The organism is Kitasatospora sp. NPDC048296, from assembly GCF_043201815.1.
Taxonomy (GTDB): domain Bacteria; phylum Actinomycetota; class Actinomycetes; order Streptomycetales; family Streptomycetaceae; genus Kitasatospora.
In genome coordinates this window covers 40,379-60,938 of record NZ_JBICZB010000052.1, presented here as the reverse complement: position 1 = coordinate 60,938, position 20,560 = coordinate 40,379, and the positions used below count along the sequence as shown (strand labels likewise).

At 72.5% G+C, this 20,560-nt stretch carries 23 protein-coding genes; 12 read left to right on the top strand and 11 right to left on the bottom strand.

The annotated features are described in order from the left end of the window. Nucleotides 1-145: 145 nt before the first annotated feature. Nucleotides 146-586 (bottom strand): alpha/beta fold hydrolase, encoded by a 441-nt coding sequence (locus ACGF12_RS26765; RefSeq protein WP_393035013.1) that lies wholly within the window; start codon nt 584-586, stop codon nt 146-148. Between the two features lie 226 nt (nt 587-812). On the opposite strand from ACGF12_RS26765, the gene ACGF12_RS26760 reads away from it, so the two are divergent. From ACGF12_RS26760 to ACGF12_RS26750, 3 genes are read left to right on the top strand one after another with little or no spacing between them, the layout of a single operon-like run. Continuing rightward, nucleotides 813-980, top strand: a complete 168-nt coding sequence (locus ACGF12_RS26760; protein WP_393035010.1) for a hypothetical protein — start codon at nt 813-815, stop codon at nt 978-980. A 46-nt stretch (nt 981-1,026) separates the two neighbouring features. Then, nucleotides 1,027-1,737 carry a class I SAM-dependent methyltransferase gene (locus tag ACGF12_RS26755; RefSeq protein WP_393035007.1) on the top strand — a complete coding sequence of 237 codons (711 nt, stop codon included), beginning with the start codon at nt 1,027-1,029 and terminating at the stop codon, nt 1,735-1,737. 19 nt (nt 1,738-1,756) lie between these two features. Then, entirely contained in the window at nt 1,757-2,461 is a 705-nt protein-coding gene (locus ACGF12_RS26750) for a hypothetical protein (protein WP_393035004.1), read from the top strand. A 151-nt stretch (nt 2,462-2,612) separates the two neighbouring features. Here the strand turns inward: ACGF12_RS26750 and ACGF12_RS26745 are convergent, their stop codons facing one another. Further along, the gene (locus ACGF12_RS26745; RefSeq protein WP_393035001.1) at nt 2,613-3,581 is read right to left on the bottom strand and encodes a pirin family protein; all 969 of its coding nucleotides are present in this window, start codon (nt 3,579-3,581) and stop codon (nt 2,613-2,615) included. 197 nt (nt 3,582-3,778) lie between these two features. After that, nucleotides 3,779-4,282 (bottom strand): SseB family protein, encoded by a 504-nt coding sequence (locus ACGF12_RS26740; protein ID WP_387618890.1) that lies wholly within the window; start codon nt 4,280-4,282, stop codon nt 3,779-3,781. 216 nt (nt 4,283-4,498) lie between these two features. Here ACGF12_RS26740 and ACGF12_RS26735 point away from each other — a divergent pair, with 216 nt between their 5' ends. Beyond that, on the top strand, nt 4,499-6,328 hold the full coding sequence (locus ACGF12_RS26735; protein WP_387618887.1) for an acyl-CoA dehydrogenase: 1,830 nt from the start codon (nt 4,499-4,501) through the stop codon (nt 6,326-6,328). A 249-nt stretch (nt 6,329-6,577) separates the two neighbouring features. Continuing rightward, a complete protein-coding gene (locus tag ACGF12_RS26730) occupies nt 6,578-7,891 on the top strand; it encodes a M18 family aminopeptidase (RefSeq protein WP_387618884.1) in 1,314 nt (437 codons plus the stop codon). Between the two features lie 71 nt (nt 7,892-7,962). Here ACGF12_RS26730 and ACGF12_RS26725 read toward each other — a convergent pair whose 3' ends face one another. The 3 genes from ACGF12_RS26725 to ACGF12_RS26715 are packed head-to-tail and all read right to left on the bottom strand — an operon-like array spanning nt 7,963 to nt 10,738. Then, a complete protein-coding gene (locus ACGF12_RS26725; RefSeq protein ID WP_393034996.1) occupies nt 7,963-9,777 on the bottom strand; it encodes an NHL domain-containing thioredoxin family protein in 1,815 nt (604 codons plus the stop codon). A 59-nt stretch (nt 9,778-9,836) separates the two neighbouring features. Then, on the bottom strand, nt 9,837-10,346 hold the full coding sequence (locus ACGF12_RS26720; RefSeq protein WP_393034993.1) for a GNAT family N-acetyltransferase: 510 nt from the start codon (nt 10,344-10,346) through the stop codon (nt 9,837-9,839). Between the two features lie 44 nt (nt 10,347-10,390). Beyond that, nucleotides 10,391-10,738 (bottom strand): winged helix-turn-helix transcriptional regulator, encoded by a 348-nt coding sequence (locus ACGF12_RS26715; RefSeq protein WP_393034990.1) that lies wholly within the window; start codon nt 10,736-10,738, stop codon nt 10,391-10,393. Between the two features lie 97 nt (nt 10,739-10,835). On the opposite strand from ACGF12_RS26715, the gene ACGF12_RS26710 reads away from it, so the two are divergent. Both ACGF12_RS26710 and ACGF12_RS26705 read left to right on the top strand, forming a co-directional pair. Further along, entirely contained in the window at nt 10,836-11,735 is a 900-nt protein-coding gene (locus ACGF12_RS26710; RefSeq protein WP_393034987.1) for an NAD(P)-dependent oxidoreductase, read from the top strand. A gap of 23 nt (nt 11,736-11,758) precedes the next feature. Further along, on the top strand, nt 11,759-12,328 hold the full coding sequence (locus ACGF12_RS26705) for a GNAT family N-acetyltransferase (RefSeq protein ID WP_393034984.1): 570 nt from the start codon (nt 11,759-11,761) through the stop codon (nt 12,326-12,328). Nucleotides 12,329-12,382: 54 nt separating this feature from the next. On the opposite strand, the gene ACGF12_RS26700 is transcribed toward ACGF12_RS26705, so the two are convergent. Further along, nucleotides 12,383-13,438, bottom strand: coding sequence for an aldo/keto reductase (locus ACGF12_RS26700; RefSeq protein ID WP_393034981.1), 1,056 nt, complete (start codon nt 13,436-13,438; stop codon nt 12,383-12,385). 165 nt (nt 13,439-13,603) lie between these two features. On the opposite strand from ACGF12_RS26700, the gene ACGF12_RS26695 reads away from it, so the two are divergent. The 4 genes from ACGF12_RS26695 to cutA all read left to right on the top strand — a co-directional run bounded on the left by ACGF12_RS26695 (nt 13,604) and on the right by cutA (nt 16,255). Continuing rightward, on the top strand, nt 13,604-14,554 hold the full coding sequence (locus ACGF12_RS26695) for a hypothetical protein (protein ID WP_393034978.1): 951 nt from the start codon (nt 13,604-13,606) through the stop codon (nt 14,552-14,554). 93 nt (nt 14,555-14,647) lie between these two features. Beyond that, nucleotides 14,648-14,797 (top strand): hypothetical protein, encoded by a 150-nt coding sequence (locus ACGF12_RS26690; RefSeq protein WP_393034975.1) that lies wholly within the window; start codon nt 14,648-14,650, stop codon nt 14,795-14,797. A gap of 61 nt (nt 14,798-14,858) precedes the next feature. Beyond that, nucleotides 14,859-15,779 carry a class I SAM-dependent methyltransferase gene (locus tag ACGF12_RS26685; protein ID WP_393034972.1) on the top strand — a complete coding sequence of 307 codons (921 nt, stop codon included), beginning with the start codon at nt 14,859-14,861 and terminating at the stop codon, nt 15,777-15,779. Nucleotides 15,780-15,925: 146 nt separating this feature from the next. Beyond that, complete coding sequence (gene cutA, locus ACGF12_RS26680; RefSeq protein WP_393034969.1) at nt 15,926-16,255, top strand: divalent-cation tolerance protein CutA; 330 nt, start codon at nt 15,926-15,928, stop codon at nt 16,253-16,255. 129 nt (nt 16,256-16,384) lie between these two features. Here the strand turns inward: cutA and metG are convergent, their stop codons facing one another. The 3 genes from metG to ACGF12_RS26665 all read right to left on the bottom strand — a co-directional run bounded on the left by metG (nt 16,385) and on the right by ACGF12_RS26665 (nt 19,308). Further along, complete coding sequence (gene metG, locus ACGF12_RS26675; protein WP_393034967.1) at nt 16,385-18,118, bottom strand: methionine--tRNA ligase; 1,734 nt, start codon at nt 18,116-18,118, stop codon at nt 16,385-16,387. Between the two features lie 132 nt (nt 18,119-18,250). Continuing rightward, entirely contained in the window at nt 18,251-18,463 is a 213-nt protein-coding gene (locus ACGF12_RS26670; RefSeq protein ID WP_387618665.1) for a DUF397 domain-containing protein, read from the bottom strand. Next, on the bottom strand, nt 18,460-19,308 hold the full coding sequence (locus ACGF12_RS26665; protein ID WP_393034964.1) for a helix-turn-helix domain-containing protein: 849 nt from the start codon (nt 19,306-19,308) through the stop codon (nt 18,460-18,462). Before ACGF12_RS26665 ends, ACGF12_RS26670 begins: the two co-directional genes overlap by 4 nt. A gap of 340 nt (nt 19,309-19,648) precedes the next feature. Here ACGF12_RS26665 and ACGF12_RS26660 point away from each other — a divergent pair, with 340 nt between their 5' ends. Continuing rightward, nucleotides 19,649-19,804, top strand: coding sequence for a hypothetical protein (locus ACGF12_RS26660; protein WP_393034961.1), 156 nt, complete (start codon nt 19,649-19,651; stop codon nt 19,802-19,804). A gap of 65 nt (nt 19,805-19,869) precedes the next feature. Here ACGF12_RS26660 and ACGF12_RS26655 read toward each other — a convergent pair whose 3' ends face one another. After that, entirely contained in the window at nt 19,870-20,472 is a 603-nt protein-coding gene (locus tag ACGF12_RS26655; protein ID WP_393034958.1) for a GNAT family N-acetyltransferase, read from the bottom strand. Nucleotides 20,473-20,560 lie beyond the last annotated feature (88 nt).

Below are 20,560 nucleotides of genomic sequence, written 5' to 3'. Positions count from 1 at the left end.
CTCCCCCCCCCCGGCTGGCCCCCCCCGCGCGGGGGGGGTGACACCCCCCCGGCGCCCCAAATTTTCGCCAGGGCCCCCCCCCCCCCCCCCGGCCCGGGGGGCCCCCCCCCCCCCCCCCCGCCCCCCGCCACCGTCGTTCGGACGATCAGCCGGCGACCAGCGAGGAGGCGAAGTCGGCCAGTGCGGCGGTGACTTCGGCCGGCCGCTCCTGCTGGGTCCGGTGCCCGCAGTCGGGCAGGATCATCGTCCTGCGCAACTGCGGTGCCCACTGGCGCAGTTCGGCGTCCAGTCGGGCGTGGTCGGCGCCCTGGACGACGAAGTCGCGGTCGCCGGCCAGGTAGAGGGCCGAGACCTGGATCCGGGCCCGGTTCAGCGGTGCGGTGAGGTCCCGGTTGCGGTGCAGGTTCCGGTACCGGTTGAGGCCGCCGGTGAAGCCGGTCGCGGCCGGCGCCTCGGCGTAGACGGCGATGTCCTGCTCGGTCAGCCACCCGGGCAGCCGGTCCGGCTCCGGGCAGCGGTCGAGGAAGCCGCAGTCCGCTGCCGCCCCGGCCGACACCACCGGCACCACCACCCCGCCCGACAACAACGGCTGGGACTGACAGGTGGGTTATCCCTACCCCGGTTCGGTGGGCTGACCACGTGTCCGGCCCCGGCCGAACTGCTGTTGGCTGGAGGGCAGATGGTCGGTGCGGGGCGGCGCAGGTGCGCCGCCCCGCAGCGCCACCGCGAACCACCGGTGAAGGCCACCGGCCTTCCCGAGAACGAGGAGTGGAACGATCAATACCTCAAGCCGCACCGCCCGACGGTGCACCATGGCGACCGGCGACGGCGCGGTCGACCTCGCGGTGCCCTCGAGCACCGGCTACCGGATCGACGCCCACAGCAGCAGCTCCGCGCCGCAGATCGACCTGCCGAACTCCGACGGCGCGTCAGCCTCCCTCACCGTGGCCGCCTCCAACGGCGGCATCCACATCCACTGAGCGGGCGCCACCGCCCCACGCCGACGACCAACGTTGGAGAAGAACCATGCGCCACCCCTCCTCACCCCTGCGCGCCCCGTTCGGCAAGGCCGGCACCTGGGCCCTTGCGGGCGCCTCGGTCGCGGCCGCGGCCACCGCCTGGTGGGTGACCGACTCCGCGCCGTACCCCTACGCGCAGCACCGACTGCTCGACCTGCCACTGCCGTTCCTGTCCTGGGAGCGGCTGGCCGAGCAGCTCCAGCCGCTGCCGGGCGAGCGGATGCTGGAGATCGGTCCCGGCACCGGGCTGCAGTCGCTCCAGGTGGCGCCCCGGCTCGGCGCCGACGGCCGGCTGGACATCGTCGACATCCAGCAGGAGATGCTCGACCACGTGATGCGCCGGGCCGCCGGATCAGGCCTCGACACCATCGTCCCCACCCTGGCCGACGCACGCGAACTCCCCTTCGACGACGCCACGTTCGACGCCGCCTACCTGGTCACCGCGCTGGGCGAGATCCCGGACGTCCCCGCCGCCCTGAGCGAGCTGCGCCGGGTCCTCAAGCCGACCGGTCGCCTGGTCGTCGGCGAGTTCTTCGACCGCCACCAGATCCGCCCGGCGACCCTGGCCCGGCACGCCAACGCCGTCGGCCTGCACGTCATCCGGCAGTCCGGACCGGCCCTGGCCTACTTCGCGCTGCTGCGGCAGTGCACCTCGGGCTCCGACGGCCGGCCGCACGCCGGTGCCGCGGACCGGTGTGCGGCCACCATCGACTCCTGATCGGGACTGGAGGACCGTCGTGAACAATCCCGGCCTCCGGCGCGCGGCCGAGAGCGAGTGGGGCCTGCTCTACCGCCGGGCGCGCGCCCGACTGCGGGCCAGGGGCGCCGCCGCACTGACCCTCACCGTGGTCTCCAGCTGCCTGGTGCTGCTGTTCGCGGCGGTCGACGAGTTCCCGAGCGGGGCGGCCTTCGTTTCCCGGACAGGCGTGGTCCGGGCCACCGAGTCGTGGGACGTCGCGCTGCTGCGCTTCCCGATCTCGATATTCGTGCCGGCCCTGGGCCTGCCGGTCTGGGGGGCGCTGGCCCAGGTGTTCGTGGTCTTCGCGATCGCCGAGCTGACCCTCGGCCCGTGGCGCACGCTCGCCGTCGGGTACACCTGCTCGCTGGTGGGCACCTGCTACGCGCGCTTCGGGGTGTCCCGGCCGCCCGGCCACCTGCTCCACCTGCCCGCCGCATTCGCCCAGGTCCGGGACACCGGGCCGTCGGCGGCCGTGATCGGGCTGGGTCTGCTGGTCGCCTGGCGGTTCGGGGCGCGCTGGACCGCGCTGGGCGTGGTGCTGCTGACGGCCGCGATCACGGCGGTGGACCCGGAGTTGGCGGGTTACGAACACATGGCCGCGCTGGTGACCGCCGCCTTGCTGCTGCTCGCGGACGGGGTCGCCCGCAGACTGGCCGTCCGCGGTGCGCACGGCTCCGCCGCCGTGGCACCCCGGCCGCGGTGACCTGACCGGCGACCGGGGCGGCGACGCCCTCGCCCAGGTGGAGCACCCGCAGACCCTCGATCCGCCCGAAGTGCCGCTGCAGGACAGTGAGTTCTTTGGCGCGACCAGGGCCCGGACCGGTCGTACCGGTCCGGGCCCCTGCGTCGTGGGGTCAGCGTCCCAGGTTGGTGTCGGCCGGGATGGTGCCGAGGCGGCCGGCCTGGAAGTCCTCCATGGCCTGCTGGAGTTCGCGGTGGCTGTTCATCACGAACGGGCCGTACCAGGCGACGGGCTCGCGGATCGGCAGGCCGCCGAGGAGGACGACCTCGAAGTTGGCGCTGCGCGAGTCCTGGGCCTCGTCGGCGCGGATGGTGATCGAGTCGCCGTCGCCGAAGACGACGGCCTGTCCCATGTGGAACGGGCGGCGCTCCTGGCCGGCCGAGCCCGTGCCGGCCAGGCCGTAGGCGAGGGCGTTGAAGTCCGAGCGCCAGGGCAGGGTGACCTGGGCGCCGGGGTTGACCGAGGCGTGGATCATCGTGATCGGGGTGTGGGTGGCGCCCGGGCCCTGGTGGCCGTCGATCTCGCCGGCGATCACCCGCAGCAGCGCGCCGCCGTCCTCGGTGCTGAGCAGCTTGACGCTGCCGCCGCGGATGTCCTGGTACTTCGGGGCGATCATCTTGTCCGAGGCGGGCAGGTTGACCCACAGCTGGAGGCCGTGGAAGAGGCCGCCGGACATCACCAGCGACTCCGGCGGGGTCTCGATGTGCAGCAGGCCGGAGCCGGCGGTCATCCACTGGGTGTCGCCGTCGGTGATGGTGCCGCCGCCGCCGTGCGAGTCCTGGTGGATGAAGGTGCCGTCGATGATGTAGGTGACCGTCTCGAAGCCCCGGTGCGGGTGCCAGGGGGTGCCCTTGGGCTCGCCGGCCGCGTAGTCCACCTCGCCCATCTGGTCCATCATGATGAACGGGTCGAGGTACTTGGTGTTGATCTTGGCGAAGGCGCGGCGGACGGGGAAGCCCTCGCCCTCGTAGCCCTCGGGCGCGGTGGCCACGGTGCGGACGGGCCGGGCGCTCGCGACGGCCGGGTCCGGCGTGGTGACACGCGGAAGGGTCAGCGGGTTGTCGACGGTCACGGCGGGCATGTCGGCCTCCTTCGGGGGGTCTCTGGCCTACGTCCACGAGGATAGTTCAATGCTCAACAACAAGCAAGTTGAAAATTGAACTATGTAGTGACGGAAGAGCGGGCACCTCTCCAGGATGGGTCAGCGCCGCGCGTCGCGCACCGCGTGGGGCGGCTCGGCCGCCCGCGAGGCGGTGGCCGACGGCCGTGGAGCGGTCGTCAGCCGTACATCCGGCGCATGGTGAAGTCGACCATCTGCTCGACCGCCTTGGCGTCGAACACCATCCGGTGCTCGCCCTCCATGTCCAGCGCGAAGCCGTAGCCGGTCGGCAGCAGGTCCAGGACCTCGGCGCCGGTGACGGTGAAGTGCTTGGAGTCCTTGCCGGCGTAGCGGCGCAGCTCCTTGAGCGAGCTGAACATCGGGATCACCGGCGTCGGGGTGTTGTGCAGCGCGAGGAAGCCGGGGCGGTCGCCGCGCGGGCAGTGCACCTTCGAGGTGATGAAGATCGCCTGGAAGTCCTCGACCGCCATCGAGCCGGTGGTGAAGGCCCGGACGGCGTCCGCCAGCGACGGCGGGGAGGGTTCGGGGTACAGCGACTGCTGGGACGCCTGCCCCTGCGCGCCGTACGCGTCGGGTCCGGGCATGCCGCTCATGCCCGGCTGCGGACCCGCCTGCTGCTGGTAGGGGTCACCCGGGTATGCGTTCTGGTCATATCCGTACACACGGACAGGCTAGCGGGAGCGCACCCGCCCGCGCTGGCGCCGATCCTGACAAGGAGTGGTCGTCCCGGCTTGTGGGACGTGACCACGTTCATAGGTGATTCATCCCCGGGGGCTTGCCCAAGTTACCGCTGGGTAGCATCATGATGCCTACTGGTGGGTACGGGACGCCCGAAACGAGGCGGTCACCCGGAAGCGACGAACCGGAGAAAACAGGCCATGGGTCACTACAAGTCCAACCTGCGGGACGTGGAGTTCAACCTCTTCGAGGTGTTCGGTCGCGACCAGGTGTACGGCACCGGACCGTTCGCCGACATGGACGTCGAGACCGCGAAGAACATCCTGAGCGAGATCTCGCGCCTCGCCGAGAACGACCTCGCCGCGTCCTTCGTCGACGCCGACCGCAACCCGCCGGTCTTCGACCCGGAGACCAACACCGCCCCGATCCCGGCCACGTTCAAGAAGAGCTACCAGACCTTCATGGACGCCGAGTGGTGGCGCCTGGGCATCCCGGAGTCGATCGGCGGCCAGGTCACCCCGAACTCGCTGATCTGGGCCTTCGCCGAGCAGATCCTGGGCTCCAACCCGGCCATCTGGATGTACTCCTCCGGCCCGGCCTTCGCCGGCGTCATCGCCGAGGAGGGCACCGAGGAGCAGCTCGAGGTCGCCAAGCGGATGACCGACCGCCTGTGGGGCTCCACCATGGTCCTCACCGAGCCCGACGCGGGCTCCGACGTGGGCGCCGGCCGCACCAAGGCGATCAAGCAGGAGGACGGCTCCTGGCACATCGAGGGTGTGAAGCGCTTCATCACCTCGGGCGAGCACGACATGTCCGAGAACATCATCCACATGGTGCTGGCCCGCCCCGAGGGCGGTAAGCCGGGCACCAAGGGCCTGGGCCTGTTCATCGTCCCCAAGTTCGACTTCGACTGGGAGACCGGCGAGCTCGGCGAGCGCAACGGCGTCTACGCCACCAACGTCGAGCACAAGATGGGCCTCAAGGCCTCGAACACCTGCGAGATGACCTTCGGTGCCAAGCACCCGGCCAAGGGCTGGCTGCTCGGCGAGAAGGTCGACGGCATCCGCCAGATGTTCAAGATCATCGAGTTCGCCCGCATGATGGTCGGCACGAAGGCCATCGCCACCCTCTCCACCGGCTACCTGAACGCCCTGGAGTACGCCAAGGAGCGCGTGCAGGGCGCCGACATCTCGCAGTTCCTGGACAAGACCGCCCCGCGCGTCACCATCACCCACCACCCGGACGTGCGCCGCTCGCTGCTGACCCAGAAGGCCTACGCCGAGGGCATGCGCGCGCTGGTCCTGTTCACCGCGTCCACCCAGGACGACATGATGGCCGCGAAGCTGCGCGGCGAGCGCGACGAGGCCGCCGAGCGCCTCAACGACCTGCTCCTGCCGATCGTCAAGGGCTACGGCTCGGAGAAGTCCTACGAGCAGCTCGCCCAGTCCCTGCAGACCTTCGGTGGCTCCGGCTACCTGCAGGAGTACCCGATCGAGCAGTACATCCGCGACGCCAAGATCGACACCCTGTACGAGGGCACCACGGCGATCCAGGGTCAGGACTTCTTCTTCCGCAAGATCGTCAAGGACGGCGGCCAGGCGCTGACCGCCCTGAACGAGCAGATCCAGAAGTTCCTCGGCTCGGAGGAGGGCGGCGACGCCCTGGCCGCCGAGCGCAAGCTGCTCGCCACGGCCGCCGGTGACCTGGAGGCCATCATCGGCAAGCTGCTCGCCGACCTCTCCTCGGTCGAGCAGGACGTCAAGAACATGTACAAGGTGGGCCTCAACACCACCCGCCTGCTGATGGTCTCCGGCGACGTCGTGGTCGGCTGGCTGCTGCTGCGTCAGGCCGCGGTGGCCCTGGCCAAGCTGGAGGCCGGCGCCTCCGAGAAGGACGTGCCGTTCTACCAGGGCAAGGTCGCGGCGGCCCGCTTCTTCGCCAAGAACATCCTCCCGACCGTCGCTCCGCAGCGGGCGATCGCCGAGGGCATCGACAACGAGATCATGGAGCTGGCGGAGGAGGCCTTCTAGGCCGCACCCCCTTCTGACCGCCTGACGAAACCCTCACACCGAAGGGCCCGGCTGCCACCGGGCCCTTCGGTGTTGTCCGGGTGCTCCGCAGAGCCCCGGACGGTGGGGAGTTGGGCGCGTGCGGACCCCGGATGTGTCCGGGTTCCGCCCGGATGAGCTTCCGAATGCCATGTCCGTGTACGGGCATATGCTCAAGGTGCGAAGCCGACTCCCCATCCGGCTTCGGCCCTCCCTCGACCCAGGAGCAGTATGTCGACCGCCGCCCGACGGGCATTCTTCGACCGGACGCACACCGACGATCTGATCGCGTTCCTCGGCACTTCGCCGTCCCCGTACCACGCGGTCGCGAGCGCCGCCGAGCGCCTGGAGAAGGCGGGGTTCCGTCAGGTCGCCGAGACGGACGCCTGGGACGGGGCGGCCGGGGGGCGCTTCCTGATCCGCGCCGGCGCGCTGATCGCCTGGTACCTGCCGGAAGGGGCCGGCCCGGAGACGCCGTTCCGCATCGTCGGTACCCACACCGACTCGCCGAACCTGCGCGTCAAGCCGCTGCCGGACACCGGCTCGGCGGGCTGGCGGCAGGTCGCGGTGGAGATCTACGGCGGGGTGCCGCTGAACACCTGGCTCGACCGTGACCTCGGCCTGTCCGGCAGACTCGCGCTCAAGGACGGCAGCGCGCGGCTCGTCCAGCTGGACGAGCCGCTGCTGCGTGTCCCCCAGCTCGCCATCCATCTGGACCGCCAGGTCAACGACGGCATGAAGCTCGACCGGCAGCGCCACGTCACCCCGATCTGGGGCCTCGGCCCGGTGGACGAGGGCTCGCTGATCGGCTACGTCGCCGAGCGGGCCGGCCTGGCCGTCGAGGACGTGGTCGGCTGGGACCTCATGACCCACGACGTCCAGCCCGCCTCGTACCTGGGCCGCGACCGGGAGCTGCTGGCCGCCCCGCGACTGGACAACCTGCTGTCGGTGCACGCGGCCACCGCCGCGCTCGCCGCCGTCGCCACCGCGGCCGCCGAGGGCACCGTCGAGCTGCCGTACATCCCGGTACTGGCCGCCTTCGACCACGAGGAGACCGGCAGCGAGTCCGACACCGGCGCCCAGAGCCCGCTGCTCGGCAACGTGATCGACCGGACGATCCACGCCCGTGGCGGCAACCCGGAGGACCGCGCCCGGGCGCTGGCCGGCACCGTCTGCCTCTCCTCGGACATGGGCCACGCCGTCCACCCGAACTACACCGAGCGGCACGACCCGGGCCACCACCCGATGCCGAACGGCGGGCCGATCCTCAAGGTCAACGTCAACAACCGCTACGCGACCGACGGGGTCGGCCGGGCGGTGTTCGCGGCCGCCTGCGAGAAGGCCGGCGTGCCGTGGCAGACCTTCGTGTCCAACAACGCCATGCCCTGCGGGACGACCATCGGCCCGATCACGGCGGCGCGGCTGGGCATCAAGACGGTGGACTGCGGCATCGCGGCGCTGTCCATGCACTCGGCGCGTGAGCTGTGCGGGGCGGAGGACCCGTACCTGCTGGCGAGCGCGATCAAGGCGTTCCTGGAGGGCTGAGGCTCCCGGTGAAGAGGGTGGGGCCCGGCGGACGTGATGTCCGCCGGGCCCCGCCCTCTTCGTCCGCCCGCCTACTCCATCCCGGCCAGGACCAGCGGGAGGCGGCGGGCACCGTCGGCGACCAGCTTCACCGGCACGCCCCAGTCCTGCTGGTGCACGTGGCAGGCCGGGAACTCGATCTCCGGGTCGTCGTCGCAGGAGGCCGCCATCGCCGAGACGTGCAGCACGCCCTCGGTGACCTGGTCGGAGAGCACCAGCTCGCGGGAGAGGGCGGAGTCCGCGCCGGCGCCGGAGACCAGCAGCTCGGGCGGGGTCGAGCTGACCAGCAGCCGGGTGGACGGGCCGTAGCGCTCGTCCAGCTTCTGGCCGCTCGGCGCCTCGAAGACCACGTCCAGTCGGAAGGCGCCGGGCGCGACCTCGGTGGCCGCGCGCTGGGTGCGGTGCGCCACCGACTCGACCCGGACGGCCTCCTCGGGCAGCCGCAGCCGGGTCAGCCGGTGCCGGGCCGACTCGACCACCACGATGTCGCCGTCCACCAGCACCGCGCCGGAGGGCTCGCGCAGATCGGTGGCCAGGGTGCTGACCTCGCCGCTCGCCGGGTCGAAGCGGCGCAGCGCATGGTTGTAGGTGTCGGCGACGGCCACCGAGCCGTCCGGCAGCACGGTCACGCCCAGCGGGTGCTGGAACAGGGCCTGGTCGGCGGCGCCGTCACGGTGGCCGAAGTCGAACAGGCCGGTGCCGACGGCGGTTTGGACCGTCATGGTTCCACGTGAAACGAAGCGCAGCGCGGAGGTCTCGGAGTCGGCGACCCAGAGCTTCTCGCCGTCCGCGGAGACGGCGAGGCCGGAGGGCTGGGCGAACCAGGCCTCGGCGGCCGGGCCGTCCACCAGGCCCTCGTTGGTGGTGCCGGCCGCGACGCCGACCGTGCCGTCCGCCGGGTCGTACGCCCACAGCTGGTGCACGCCGGCCATCGCGATCCACATCTTGCCGTCGAACCAGGCGACGTCCCAGGGCGAGGAGAGGTCCACCTCGCGGGCCGGGCCCTCGGTCGCCGAGCCCTGCCACCACTGGCGGCCGGTGCCGGCCAGGGTGGTGACGCTGCCGTCGGCGAGGCGCACGCCGCGCAGCGCGTGGTTCACGGTGTCGGCCACGACCACGTCGTAGTCGGCGCCCTCCGGCAGCAGCGCGAGGCCTTGCGGCTCGCTGAACCGGGGGCTGGCGCCGTCCACCAGGCCGCGCTGCCCGTCGCCGATCCGGCGCACCACCGTCTCGCCGTCCTCGGCCAGCTCGACCAGGCTGTGGTGGCCGGAGTCGGCGACCAGGAAGTGGCCGTTCGGCAGCCGGACCGCCTTACCGGGGAACTTGAGGTTCCCGGCGGTGGGCTCGGGCGCCACGTACGGGCCGTCGCCCCGGCGCAGCGTGCCCTTGGCGGCGTGCTCGGCCTCCAGCTCCTCGACCAGGCGGGCGATCGCGTGGGCGTGGCCCTCACCGGCGTGCTGGGCCACCACGTAGCCCTCGGGGTCGATCACGACGAGCGTCGGCCAGGCGCGGACGGCGTACTGCTTCCAGGTCGCGAGCGCCGGGTCGTCCAGCACCGGGTGGTGCACCTCGTACCGGGCGACGGCGTCGACGACGGCCTGGTGGTCGGCCTCGTGGACGAACTTGGGCGAGTGCACGCCGACGATCACCACGGTGTCGCGGTGCTTCTCCTCCAGCTCACGGAGCTCGTCGAGGACGTGCAGACAGTTGATGCAGCAGAAGGTCCAGAAGTCCAGGACGGTGATCTTGCCCCGGAAGTCGGCGAGGGTGAGCTCCTTGCCGCCGGTGTTCAGCCAACCGCCTGCCCCGACCAGCTCGGGGGCGCGTACGCGTGCACGAGATGCCATGGCTGTATCCAACCCCATCGATGGTGGTGGGCATTCCGGGTGGGGTCGGGGCTCGGCGGCTACGGCTGCGAAAGGCCGGCCCGCCAGCGGGTTTCGCCGTCCTGGGTGTGCGGGGTGGGGCGCAGGCCCAGGGTGTGGGCGACGCGGGCGGAGGCGTGGTGGTCGGGGTGGATGTGGGCGACGGCCGTGGTGGTGCCGAGGGCGGTGAGGTGGGCGAGGAGGGCGCGGGCGGCTTCGGTGGCGAGGCCGCGCCGCTGCCAGGGGGTGCCGACCACCCAGGCGAGTTCGGTGGCCCCGGGGCGGACGGTGGCCTGGACGTAGCCGGTCAGGGCGTCGTCGGCGCGCAGTCGCAGGACCCAGGTGCCCCAGGTCTCGGCTGGGTCGGGGGAGCCGGCGGCGAGCCGGGCGCAGCGGGCGCGCAGCTCCTCGGGGGTGGCCGGGTGGCCGCCGGTGAAGGTGTGCAGGGCGGGGTCGGCGAGGGCGGCGGCCAGTTCGTCGGCGTGCTCGGGGACGAGCGGCAGCAGGTCGAGGCGCTCGCTGCGCAGCGGGGTGCTGAGGTCGGGTCGCATGACGGTATTGAACCGCTGGTACCCGGTGGCGGAGGAGCCCTGAGTCACCGGGGGTGCGGGGCCCCACCCAGGACGTGCTCCCGCCCCCAGCGCCCCAGCGGCGCGAGCGCCGCGTTGAGGTGCCGCCCCGCCTCGGTCAGCGCGTACTCGACCCGGGGCGGCACCTCCTCGTACGCCTCCCGGTGCACGATGCCGTCCGCCTCCAGCTCGCGCAGGTGGGCGGCCAGCACCTTCTCGGTGATCCCCGGCACCAGGCGGCGCAGCTCGCCGAAGCGGCAGCACGGGCGCTCGCCCAGGGCCCACAGGATCAGCACCTTCCACTTGCCGCCGATCACGTCCATCGCGGCGTCGATCCCGCAGACGTACGCCCCCGGCCTCGGCACGGTCGCCATGCCCACCCCTTCCGACCTCGATCCTCACCTCAGGGTAACCACCCACTTCGAAGTGCGTACTTGATCGTTTCCGGGGTCGGCGCGGAGGCTGATCGGCATGGCACAGAACACAGTTGAGGAATCCCGCCGGACCCCGCTCGCCCCGCTCACCCTGCTCGGCCTCGGCGCGATGGGCACCGCGCTGGCCGAGGCCTGGCTCACCGCCGGGCACCCGCTGACCGTCTGGAACCGCACCGCCGCCCGCGCCAACGCGCTCGCCGTACGCGGCGCCGTCGTCGCCGACAGCGCCGCCGAGGCCGTCGCGGCGAACCGGCTGGTCGTCGTCTGCCTGCTCGACGACGCCTCCGTGGACGAGGCGCTGGCCGGCGCCGACCTGGCCGGCAAGGACCTGGTCAACCTGGTCACCAGCACCCCCGGGCAGGCCCGCGCCCGCGCCGCCTGGGCCGAGCGGCGCGGCGCCCGCTACCTGGACGGCGGGATCATGGCCGTCCCGCCGATGATCGGCATCCCGGCGGCCGGGCCGTACGTCTTCTACAGCGGCTCCGCCGGGCTGTTCGAGGAGCACGGGGCGACCCTCGCCGTCCCGGCCGACACCCGGTACGTGGGCGAGGACGCCGGGAGCGCGGCGCTGCACGACGTGGCACTGCTCAGCGCCATGTACGGGATGTTCGCCGGGGTCGCGCACGCCTTCGCGCTGATCCGCGGCGAGGCCGTCGCGCCGGGCGAGCTCGCGCCGCTGCTCAGTGACTTCCTCACCGCGATGTCCCGGACCGTCGCCACGACCGCGGAGCAGCTGGAGAGCGGCGACTACACCAAGGGCGTGGTGTCCAGCCTGGCGATGCAGGTCGCGGGCAAGAGCACGCTGCTGCGCACCGCCGAGGAGCAGGGGGTGAGCCCCGAACTGCTGGAGCCCTACTTCCGGCTGATGGAGCGTCGGTTGGGGCTCGGTAGCGGCGAGGAGGACCTGACCGGGGTCGTCGACCTGCTGCGACGGTGAGGGGCGGCCGGTAACGTACCGGCATGGCTGACCTTGAAGAACGCGCCGACGTCGTCGCGTCCGGATCTCGGCGGACCGGTCCGGGGGCGGGCGTCCGACGGCGCCGCGCCGCCGACCTCGCCGACTGCGTCCGGGTGCTGGACGACGTCCACACCGTCGACGGTTACCCCGCCGACCGGCCCGAGCGGCCCGCCGCCTGGCTCACCCCGGACGGCCTGCTGGCCGCCTGGGTCGCCGAGGCGGCGGGCCGGATCACCGGGCACGTCGGACTCTCCCGCAGCGCCCCGGGCGATGCGGCCCCCGGGCTGTGGAGCCTGCGGACCGGCGGGCGGCCGGAACTGACCGCCGTGATCGGCCGCCTGTACGTCGCCCCGACGGCGCGCGGCCACGGCACCGGCGCGCACCTGCTGGCACGCGCCGTGGTGCACGCGCGGGCGCTCGGGCTGCACCCCGTGCTCGACGTGCTCGCCACCGACACCGCCGCCGTGGCCCTCTACCGCCGCCTCGGCTGGACCCTGCTCGGCAGCGGCGAGCAGCGGTGGGCCTCCGGCCGTACGGTCCTCGTCCACTGCTTCGCCGCGCCGAGGGGCTGAGCCCCGTCGAGCCCGTCCGAGCCCCGTCGAGCCTGCCGCCGGCCCGCCGCTGCGCTAGCCCGCCGAGCGCTCGGCGGCCGGGCGGCGGCGCAGGCCCGGGGTGGTGAGGGCCGGCGGCTGCCAGGCGCCGTCGGCCTGGTAGAGGTCCGTGCCGGGCGGGACGATGGTGTCGATCCGGTCCAGGACGGCGTCGTCCAGGACCAGGTCGGCTCCCTTGAGGGCGGAGTCGAGCTGCTCCATGGTGCGCGGGCCGAGGATCACCGAGGTGACCGCCGGGTGCGCCAGCGGGAAGGCCACGGCCAGCTCGGGCAGGGTGCAGCCGAGCTCCCCGGCGAGCTCGGTGAAGGCCTCCACCGCGTCCAGCTTGGCGGCCGTGGTGGGCAGCGCCGGGTCGAAACGGCCCGGGTTGATCGCGGCGCGGCCGCGGGTGAGGTCGATCTCCTGCCCCTTGCGGTAGCGGCCGGTGAGGAAGCCGCCGGCCAGCGGGCCCCAGGTCAGGGCGCCCATCCCGAGCTGCTGCACCACCGGCAGCACGTCCCGCTCCACCCCGCGGGCGAGCAGTGAGTACGGCGGCTGCTCGGTGCGGAAGCGCGGCAGGGCGCGGCGCTCGGCCACGTGGTGGGCGTCCACGATCTGCTCGGCGGGGAAGGTCGAGCAGCCGAAGGCTCGGATCTTGCCGGCCCGGACCAGGTCGCCGAGGACGGAGAGGGTCTCCTCGATGTCCGTGGTGTGGTCCGGCCGGTGGATCTGGTACAGGTCGATCCGGTCGGTACGCAGTCGGCGCAGGCTCTCCTCGACCTCGCGGAGGATCCAGCGCCGCGAGTTGCCGCCCCGGTTGCGGCCCTCGCCCATCGGGAAGTGTGCCTTGGTGGCGAGCACGATGTCGTCGCGGTCGCCGCGGGCGGCCAGTGTCCGGCCGACGATCTCCTCGGACTCGCCGGCCGAGTAGATGTCGGCGGTGTCGACGAAGTTGATGCCCCGGTCGAGCGCGGCGTTGATGATCCGGGCGCAGTCGTCGTGGTCCGGGTTGCCGATCGCGCCGAACATCATCGTGCCGAGGCAGTAGGCGCTCACCTCGATGCCGGTGCCGCCGAGAACGCGGTAGCGCATGGTCGTGCTCCCCCTGATGGTGGGTCGGTGATGCGGTGGTGGGTCAGAGGCTAGGAGTTGGAGTGCGCTCCAAGGCAAGGGGTGTCCGGGGATCCCTCCGGCGGGGGAGCCGGATCGTCGTCCCGGCGGAGGCCGGGGTGCGGCGGCGCGGGTGACCCTGGGGCCATGGCGAAGCGTGGGTGGGTCAGGAGCGGTTGGGCGGTGGCCGGTTGGGGAGTCGGCTACGGCGGGTTCGGGTTGGGCTGCGCGCTGAGCGGGACCGCGCTGCTCGGCGGCGCCTGGCTGGGGTGGGCGGTCGCCGGGGTGGGCCTGGCGGCGGTCGCGGCCGGGTGTGCGGCGGTACGGCTGCGGTCGGCGCGATGGCTGACCGGGGTGTTGTGGGTGCTGTGCGGGCTGGCCGTGGTGGCGGCCTGGAGCCTGCTGATGGACGTGGTGGCGCTGCTGTTCGGGCAGGCCGTGGACAGCGTCCCGGCCGCGGTGCACAAGGCACTGGCGGCGGCCGGGGCGCTGCTGCTGGCCGGGGCCGCCCGGGCCCGGCGGCCGGTCGCCCGGGCGACCGCTCCCCCCACGGCCCCGTCGTTGGCCCCGGCCGCCGTCCAACTCGCGGCCTGGGCAGGGACGTTGGCCTTCGTTCCGTACGTCGTGATGAAGCTGATCTGGGCACTCGGCGGCAGTTTCGCCGGGATCAGCAGCGACGAGGTGTACGCGAGCTACGTGCACAACGGCTCGTCCGGGATCTGGCTCGCCCTGGAGCGCTGGGGGCTGGACGGCACGGTGCTGCTGGCGGCGATCGGGGTGTTCCTGCTCTGGGGGCTGGTGCGGCCGTGGGGGCAGGTGTTCCCGCGCTGGACCCTGCCGCTGCGCGGCCGTCGCGTCCCGCGGTGGCTGCCGCTCGCCCCGGCGCTGATCGGCGCGGCCACGCTGGTGCCGTACGGGCTGGTCGGGATCGGCTACCTGGCGCTGTGCACGGTCGGGGTGTTCGGCGTCCGGCAGGGCGAGTTCGCCACGGCCGGACAGGCGCTGCAGGTGGCCTGGGTCGGGGCGTGCGCCTTCGCCGGGTACGGCGTGGCGCTGGCGGTGGCGGTCCGCTCGTACTGGCGGCGGACCGGGGCGTGAGCGGCGGAGAGCGAGGGAGGTGTTTGCTGAGGTGGCAACAACGCTTGCCGACACGGGATGGTCGGTCGCAGCCTGGCGACGGAGGTGAGCGCCATGAGCGAGACGAGGACGACGGAGCGCCACGACGTGGTGGTGGTCGGCGCCGGAGCGGCCGCCTTCGCGCTGGACCACGACCTCACGGCGGAGGAGGTCGGGCAGGCGGTCGACCGCTACCGCGCGTCCGGCGCCGCCGTGCCCGCCTGAGCGGGAAGCTTTCGTCGACCCGCCGACAACCCCAAGACCTCACGACCCGGGAGGAGAGGCCATGTCCTCGCACCAGCACCAGCACCAGCACGACCACGGCCACCAACACAGCCACCAGCACGGCCACGTTCCCGCCGCCGACCTCGACTGGGACGCCCTCGCGGCCCACCTGGAGCAGGAGGCCGACCTGCGCGCCGCAGCCGTCACCGAGGCCGCGCGCTGGCTGTCCGGCCTATCCGGCCTGTCCGGCGAGGACGGGGAGGGCGGGGTACGGAGGGTCCTGGACGTCGGCAGCGGTCCCGGGGTGATCGCCGGGCTGCTTGCCGAGGTCTTCCCGGCGGCCGAGGTGGTCGCCGTCGACCAGTCGGCCGCGCTGCTGGAGCGCGCCCGGACCCGTTCCGGCGGCCGACTGGGCACCCAACAGGCCGATCTGCCCGCCGAGTTCGACAAGCTCGGCGAGGCCGACCTGATCTGGTCCGGCAATGCGATCCACCACCTGGGCGACCAGCAGGCCGCGCTCACCGCCCTGGGCGCGCGGCTGCGTCCGGGCGGGCTGCTCGCCGTCGCCGAGAGCGGCCTGCCGCCGCGGTTCCTGCCCCGGGACTTCGGCCTCGGCCGGCCCGGCTTCCAGGCCCGGCTGGACGCGGCCCACGAGGACGGCTTCAGCGCCATGCGCGCCGAACTGCCCGACACCGCCGAGGAGATCGAGGACTGGCCGGCCATGCTGCGGCGGGCCGGACTCGTCCCCAACGGCACCCGCACCTTCCTGGTCGACCACCCGGCGCCGCTCGCCCGGCCCGTCCGCGAGTACCTGCACGCCCGGCTCGGCCGCCGCCACGACCAGCTCGCCGAGGCGCTCGCCCCGGAGGACCGCGCCACCCTGGAGGCCCTCCTCGCCGAGGACGCGCCCACCGGCATCCTCAACCGCCCGGACGCCTTCTACCTCTCCGCCATGACCGTCCACACCGCGCGCCGGCCCTGAGGCCGGGCCCGCGGGCACCGAGCCGCCCCGTCGCCGCGCTTCCGAGGCCGCGGCGGCGGGGCGCCGGGCTCACCGCCGGGGGCTCCGGGCGCCGCCGCTGCGACGGTTACCGCCGGTGCGACCGGCGCGACGGATAGCGTCGGCGCATGACAGCGAACCAGCAGGGCTTCGTCGTGGTGACCACCACCCACGAGAGCGAGGAGCAGGCCCGGTCCCTGGCCGCCGCCGTGGTGCGGGAGCGCCTGGCGGCCTGCGCGCAGGTGTACCCCGTCCGGTCGGTGTACTGGTGGGAGGGCGAGGTGCAGGACGCCGAGGAGTGGCGGATCGACCTCAAGACCCGGGCCGAACTCGCCGACCGCCTGGCCGGGTTCGTCGCCGCGCGGCACTCGTACCAGACGCCCGAGGTGATCGCCGTGCCGGTGGTCTCCGGCAGCCCCGGCTACCTGGCCTGGGTCGCGGAGGAGACGGCCGGGTAGCTCAGGAAGCGTTTCCGGGAAGACCGGCACCGCAGGGCCCGGGGAAGCCCCCGGGTCCCTGCCCGCGTGTCGCACCGGCCCTCGACCGGCGCCGGACCAGCGCCGGACCAGCGCCGGACCAGCTCCCGACTAGCCCTCGGCTCCGCCGAAGCGCGCCGTCCAGGCCTCCAGGTCCTCGTCCGTGATCTTGGCGAACAGCACCGGCGGCACCGTGAACGCCGTCCCCGCCGGGATCAGGTCCAGCGCCCGCGCCTCCCGGGCGTCGACCCAGCTGCGGGTGGCCGCCGGCGAGTCCTCGGGCAGGGCGAAGGCGCCGCGCATCGCCGCCGCCGCGGTCGGGATGAACGGCTCGGAGACCACCGCGTACAGGTGGATCAGGTTCATCGCCGTCCGCAGGGTCAGCGCCGCCGCCTCCGGGTCGGTCTTCACCTGCAGCCAGGGCGCCTTCTCGTCCAGGTAGGCGTTGCCCGCGCTCCACAGCGCGCGCAGACCCTGTGCCGCCTTGCGGAAGTTGAGCGCGTCCAGCTGGGCCTCGTACTCGGCCAGCAGGGCGGCGATCTGCTCGCCGAGGCGCTGCTCGGCCTCGCCCGGGGCGTGCCCGCCGGGGACGTCGTCGCCGAAGCGCTTGCGGCTGAAGGAGAGCACCCGGTTGACGAAGTTGCCGAGGGTGTCGGCGAGGTCCTTGTTGACCACCGAGGCGAAGAGGTCCCAGGTGAAGCTGGAGTCGTCCGACTCGGGAGCGTGCGCCATCAGGAAGTAGCGCCAGTAGTCGGCCGGCAGCAGTTCCAGCGCGACGTCGGTGAAGATGCCGCGCTTCTGGCTGGTGGAGAACTTCCCGCCGTAGTACGTCAGCCAGTTGAAGGCCTTGACGTAGTCGACCTTCTTCCACGGGCGGCGCGAGCCGAGGATCGTCGCCGGGAACATCACGGTGTGGAACGGGACGTTGTCCTTGGCCATGAACTCGGTGTAGCGGACGGTCTCGTCGGCCTCGTACCACCAGGACTTCCAGTCCCGCAGCTGCCCGGCCGGGGCCGCGTCCGCCCACTCCTTGGTGGCGCCGATGTACTCGATCGGGGCGTCGAACCAGACGTAGAACACCTTGCCCTCGGCGGCCAGTTCGGGCCACACGTCGGCCGGCACCGGGACTCCCCACTCCAGGTCACGGGTGATCGAGCGGTCCTGCAGGCCCTCGGTCAGCCACTTGCGGGCGATCGAGGAGGCCAGCACCGGCCAGTCGTCGCCGTTGGCGGCGATCCACTGCTCGACCTCCTCGGTCAGCTTCGACTGGAGCAGGAACAGGTGCCGGGTCTCCCGGACCTCCAGGTCGGAGCTGCCGCTGATCGCCGAGCGCGGCTCCAGCAGGTCGGTCGGGTCCAGCACCCGGGTGCAGTTCTCGCACTGGTCGCCGCGCGCCTTGTCGTAGCCGCAGTGCGGGCAGGTGCCGACGATGTAGCGGTCCGGCAGGAAGCGCCCGTCGGCGTTGGAGTACACCTGGCGGATCGAGCGCTCCTCGATGAAGCCGTTGCGCTGCAGCTCGCGGGCGATCTCCTGGGTGATCTCCCGGTTCTGCGGCGAGGAGCTGCGGCCGAAGTGGTCGAAGGAGAGCGCGAAGCCGTCGTACACGGCCTTCTGGGCGTGGTGCGCCCGGGCGCAGAACTCGGCGACCGGCAGTCCGGCCTCCTGGGCGGCCAGCTCGGCGGGCGTGCCGTGCTCGTCGGTGGCGCAGATGTAGAGCACCTCGTGGCCGCGCCGGCGCAGGTAGCGGGAGTAGACGTCCGCCGGGAGCATGGACCCGACCATGTTGCCCAGGTGCTTGATCCCGTTGATGTACGGAAGGGCGCTGGTGATCAGGTGCCGAGCCATCCTCGGATGCTCCGATTTCTCCCGCACGCGCACCCCACCCGGAGTGCTGTGCCAGGCGCAGGGTCCACTGTGGGCTGCCAAGCCTACCGCCGCCGGGCCCCGCGCACGGGCTGCGGCGTACGGGCGTCGGCCTCACGGCCGGGTGAAGTCGGCGTACCGGTCGAACTCCCCGGCCTTCACCCCGCGGACGAACGCCGCCCACTTGCGCGGCGTCGTCCGCACGACCGCCTCGGGCCAGTCCGACTCGCGGATCTCCACCAGCCCGCCGGTGGCTCTGACCTCGACGCAGTCGGTGCTCTCACCGCTGGCCGACGACTTGCGCCACACGCTCAGCCACACGTTCATGAGAAGTCTTTCAGTAAGGCCCGGATGAAGTCCCGGGACTCGGCCGCCCCGAGCGCGATGGCCGCGGTCTTCTCCTTGATCCGGCGGTAGGAGGCCAATTCGGCTTCGGTGTGCACGAACTTCGGCCCGTGGGAGAGGTCGATCTGGACGGTGTCCAGCTCCGGGACCGGCCCGCGGGCGAGATACAGGCTTTCCCCGGACCCGGTGTAGGTGGGGACGCTGAACGGGATCACCCGGATTTCCAGCCCGGGCCGTTCGGAATTCTCCAGCAGGCTCCGCAACTGCTCGCGCAGCACTTCCGGACCGCCGAACTGCATCCGCAGCGCGGACTCGTGCAGGATCGCGCTGTACGGCTTCGGATGGTCGACGAAGATCCGCTGGCGCCGAATCCGGAATGCCATCCGGGCCTCCGCCTCCTGCCGGACGTGCTCGGGGAGCCGCTCGAACACGGCGGCCGCGTACGCCGGGGTCTGCAGCAGACCGGGAACGAAGGTGCTGTTGAGGATGGACAGCGAGGCCGCGTGGTGTTCCATCTCCGCGATGTCGACGATCCCGCTCGGCATCCGGCCCCGAAAGCCGTCCCACCAGTACTTCCGGCGGTCCTGCGTCATCGCGAGCAGGGCGTCCAGGTACGGGCCTTCGGCGCAGCCGCAGGCGCGCGCCCAGACCCGCAGCCGTTCGGCGCTGATGCCCGACTTCCCGTTCTCCATCTGGGAGATCTTGGGCAGGTCGGTGCCGATTGTGGCGGCCAGGCTTTTGGGCGTCACGCCGACGCGTTCGCGCATCTTGCGCAGCTCGATCCCAAGGCGCTGCTGGCGCACGGTCGGCGACAAGCGGGGTGGCATGACTCTCTTCTCCGGATCGCGGCTTCGGGCGATGCTTCCGGTGAAGTGTGCCGTGGCGATCCGGCCCTAGCTAGCGAAATGGGGGATACCCCACGATGGAGTGAACGTCCACCCCCTCGGTAGCAACTCTGGCACCTTGACTCTATGGTCGTTCGTGTCACTCGCTGACTTGTTGTCGCCTAAACAGTCGCCAAGTCGCCTATCAGCCCTGCCAGTCAGCCGTAATTGCACACCAGATGCATGGTAAGGGCGTTCGGCATCACCGACCGGAGACAGCCGTGCCCCTTCCCTCGCCTCTCCGCCTTCCACGCCCCCTTCCCCACCGCATTTCCGCGACCCGATGAACGCCCTCCTGGTCGCCGGATTGTCCGCCCTCCTCCTCGCCGTCGTTTTCGTCGGCTGGCTGGTCTGGCTGGTCAACATGCAGCCCCGGCTGCCCCGCGCCGCAAAACGCGAGTTCGCCCCCCGCCATTCCGCCCGCGGCGAGCGGAAATAGCTCCCGGCCCCGCCCCGGATCGCCCGGGACGCGGGCCGTCGCCGCGGTGGGTGGCGCGTGAACGGTCAGCCCCGGGAAAGGCGCTCCACCAGGCGGGACTTGGCCGGCGGCCACTCGTCGGCGAGCATCGAGAAGTAGGCGGTGTCGCGCCAGGTGCCGGTGGGGCGGAGGCGGTGGCGGCGGAAGACGCCCTCGAACTGGGCGCCGAGGCGCTGGATCGCGTTGCGGGAGCGTTCGTTGAGGGCGTCGGTCTTCCAGAAGACGCGGCCCATGCCCAGGTCCTCGAAGGCGTGGGTGAGCAGCAGCAGCTTGGCCTCGGTGTTGACCGCGGTGCGCCAGACCGAGCGGGCGTAGAGGGTGCCGCCGATCTCCACGGACTCGTCCTTGGTGCTGAAGTCGTGGTAGCCGGTGATGCCGACGGCGGTGCCGCTCGCGAGGTCGACGGCGGCGAAGTGGACGCACTGCCCCTCGGCGGCCTCGGCGATGCGGGCGTCGACGATCCCGCCGAGTTCCTCCTCCGTGGCGGGCGGGAGGTTCATGGTCCAGCGCCAGACCTCGGGCTCGGAGCCGACGGTGGCCCAGAGGTCGGCGAGGTGGCGGCGCTCCAGCGGCTCCAGGCGGATGTGGCGGCCGGTGAGGGTGACGGGCGTGGGCGGCTTCGCGGTCATGATCCGAACGTAGCGCGACTCTGCACTAGAAGCAATGTTGTTATGTACTAGTGCAAATGGGATTGCCCGGCAAAGCGAAGGGCCCCGC

Coding starts and splice junctions, on each gene's coding strand:
- ACGF12_RS26755 (WP_393035007.1), top strand. CDS start 1,027: ATGCGCCACCCCTCCTCACCCCTGCGCGCCCCGTTCGGCAAGGCCGGC.
- ACGF12_RS26715 (WP_393034990.1), bottom strand. CDS start 10,738: ATGGCGACCGTGCCGAGGCCGGGGGCGTACGTCTGCGGGATCGACGCC.
- ACGF12_RS26730 (WP_387618884.1), top strand. CDS start 6,578: ATGTCGACCGCCGCCCGACGGGCATTCTTCGACCGGACGCACACCGAC.
- cutA (WP_393034969.1), top strand. CDS start 15,926: ATGACAGCGAACCAGCAGGGCTTCGTCGTGGTGACCACCACCCACGAG.
- ACGF12_RS26665 (WP_393034964.1), bottom strand. CDS start 19,308: ATGCCACCCCGCTTGTCGCCGACCGTGCGCCAGCAGCGCCTTGGGATC.
- ACGF12_RS26710 (WP_393034987.1), top strand. CDS start 10,836: ATGGCACAGAACACAGTTGAGGAATCCCGCCGGACCCCGCTCGCCCCG.
- ACGF12_RS26655 (WP_393034958.1), bottom strand. CDS start 20,472: ATGACCGCGAAGCCGCCCACGCCCGTCACCCTCACCGGCCGCCACATC.
- metG (WP_393034967.1), bottom strand. CDS start 18,118: ATGGCTCGGCACCTGATCACCAGCGCCCTTCCGTACATCAACGGGATC.
- ACGF12_RS26695 (WP_393034978.1), top strand. CDS start 13,604: ATGGCGAAGCGTGGGTGGGTCAGGAGCGGTTGGGCGGTGGCCGGTTGG.
- ACGF12_RS26705 (WP_393034984.1), top strand. CDS start 11,759: ATGGCTGACCTTGAAGAACGCGCCGACGTCGTCGCGTCCGGATCTCGG.
- ACGF12_RS26690 (WP_393034975.1), top strand. CDS start 14,648: ATGAGCGAGACGAGGACGACGGAGCGCCACGACGTGGTGGTGGTCGGC.
- ACGF12_RS26745 (WP_393035001.1), bottom strand. CDS start 3,581: ATGCCCGCCGTGACCGTCGACAACCCGCTGACCCTTCCGCGTGTCACC.
- ACGF12_RS26660 (WP_393034961.1), top strand. CDS start 19,649: ATGAACGCCCTCCTGGTCGCCGGATTGTCCGCCCTCCTCCTCGCCGTC.
- ACGF12_RS26720 (WP_393034993.1), bottom strand. CDS start 10,346: ATGCGACCCGACCTCAGCACCCCGCTGCGCAGCGAGCGCCTCGACCTG.
- ACGF12_RS26685 (WP_393034972.1), top strand. CDS start 14,859: ATGTCCTCGCACCAGCACCAGCACCAGCACGACCACGGCCACCAACAC.
- ACGF12_RS26760 (WP_393035010.1), top strand. CDS start 813: ATGGCGACCGGCGACGGCGCGGTCGACCTCGCGGTGCCCTCGAGCACC.
- ACGF12_RS26725 (WP_393034996.1), bottom strand. CDS start 9,777: ATGGCATCTCGTGCACGCGTACGCGCCCCCGAGCTGGTCGGGGCAGGC.
- ACGF12_RS26735 (WP_387618887.1), top strand. CDS start 4,499: ATGGGTCACTACAAGTCCAACCTGCGGGACGTGGAGTTCAACCTCTTC.
- ACGF12_RS26670 (WP_387618665.1), bottom strand. CDS start 18,463: ATGAACGTGTGGCTGAGCGTGTGGCGCAAGTCGTCGGCCAGCGGTGAG.
- ACGF12_RS26700 (WP_393034981.1), bottom strand. CDS start 13,438: ATGCGCTACCGCGTTCTCGGCGGCACCGGCATCGAGGTGAGCGCCTAC.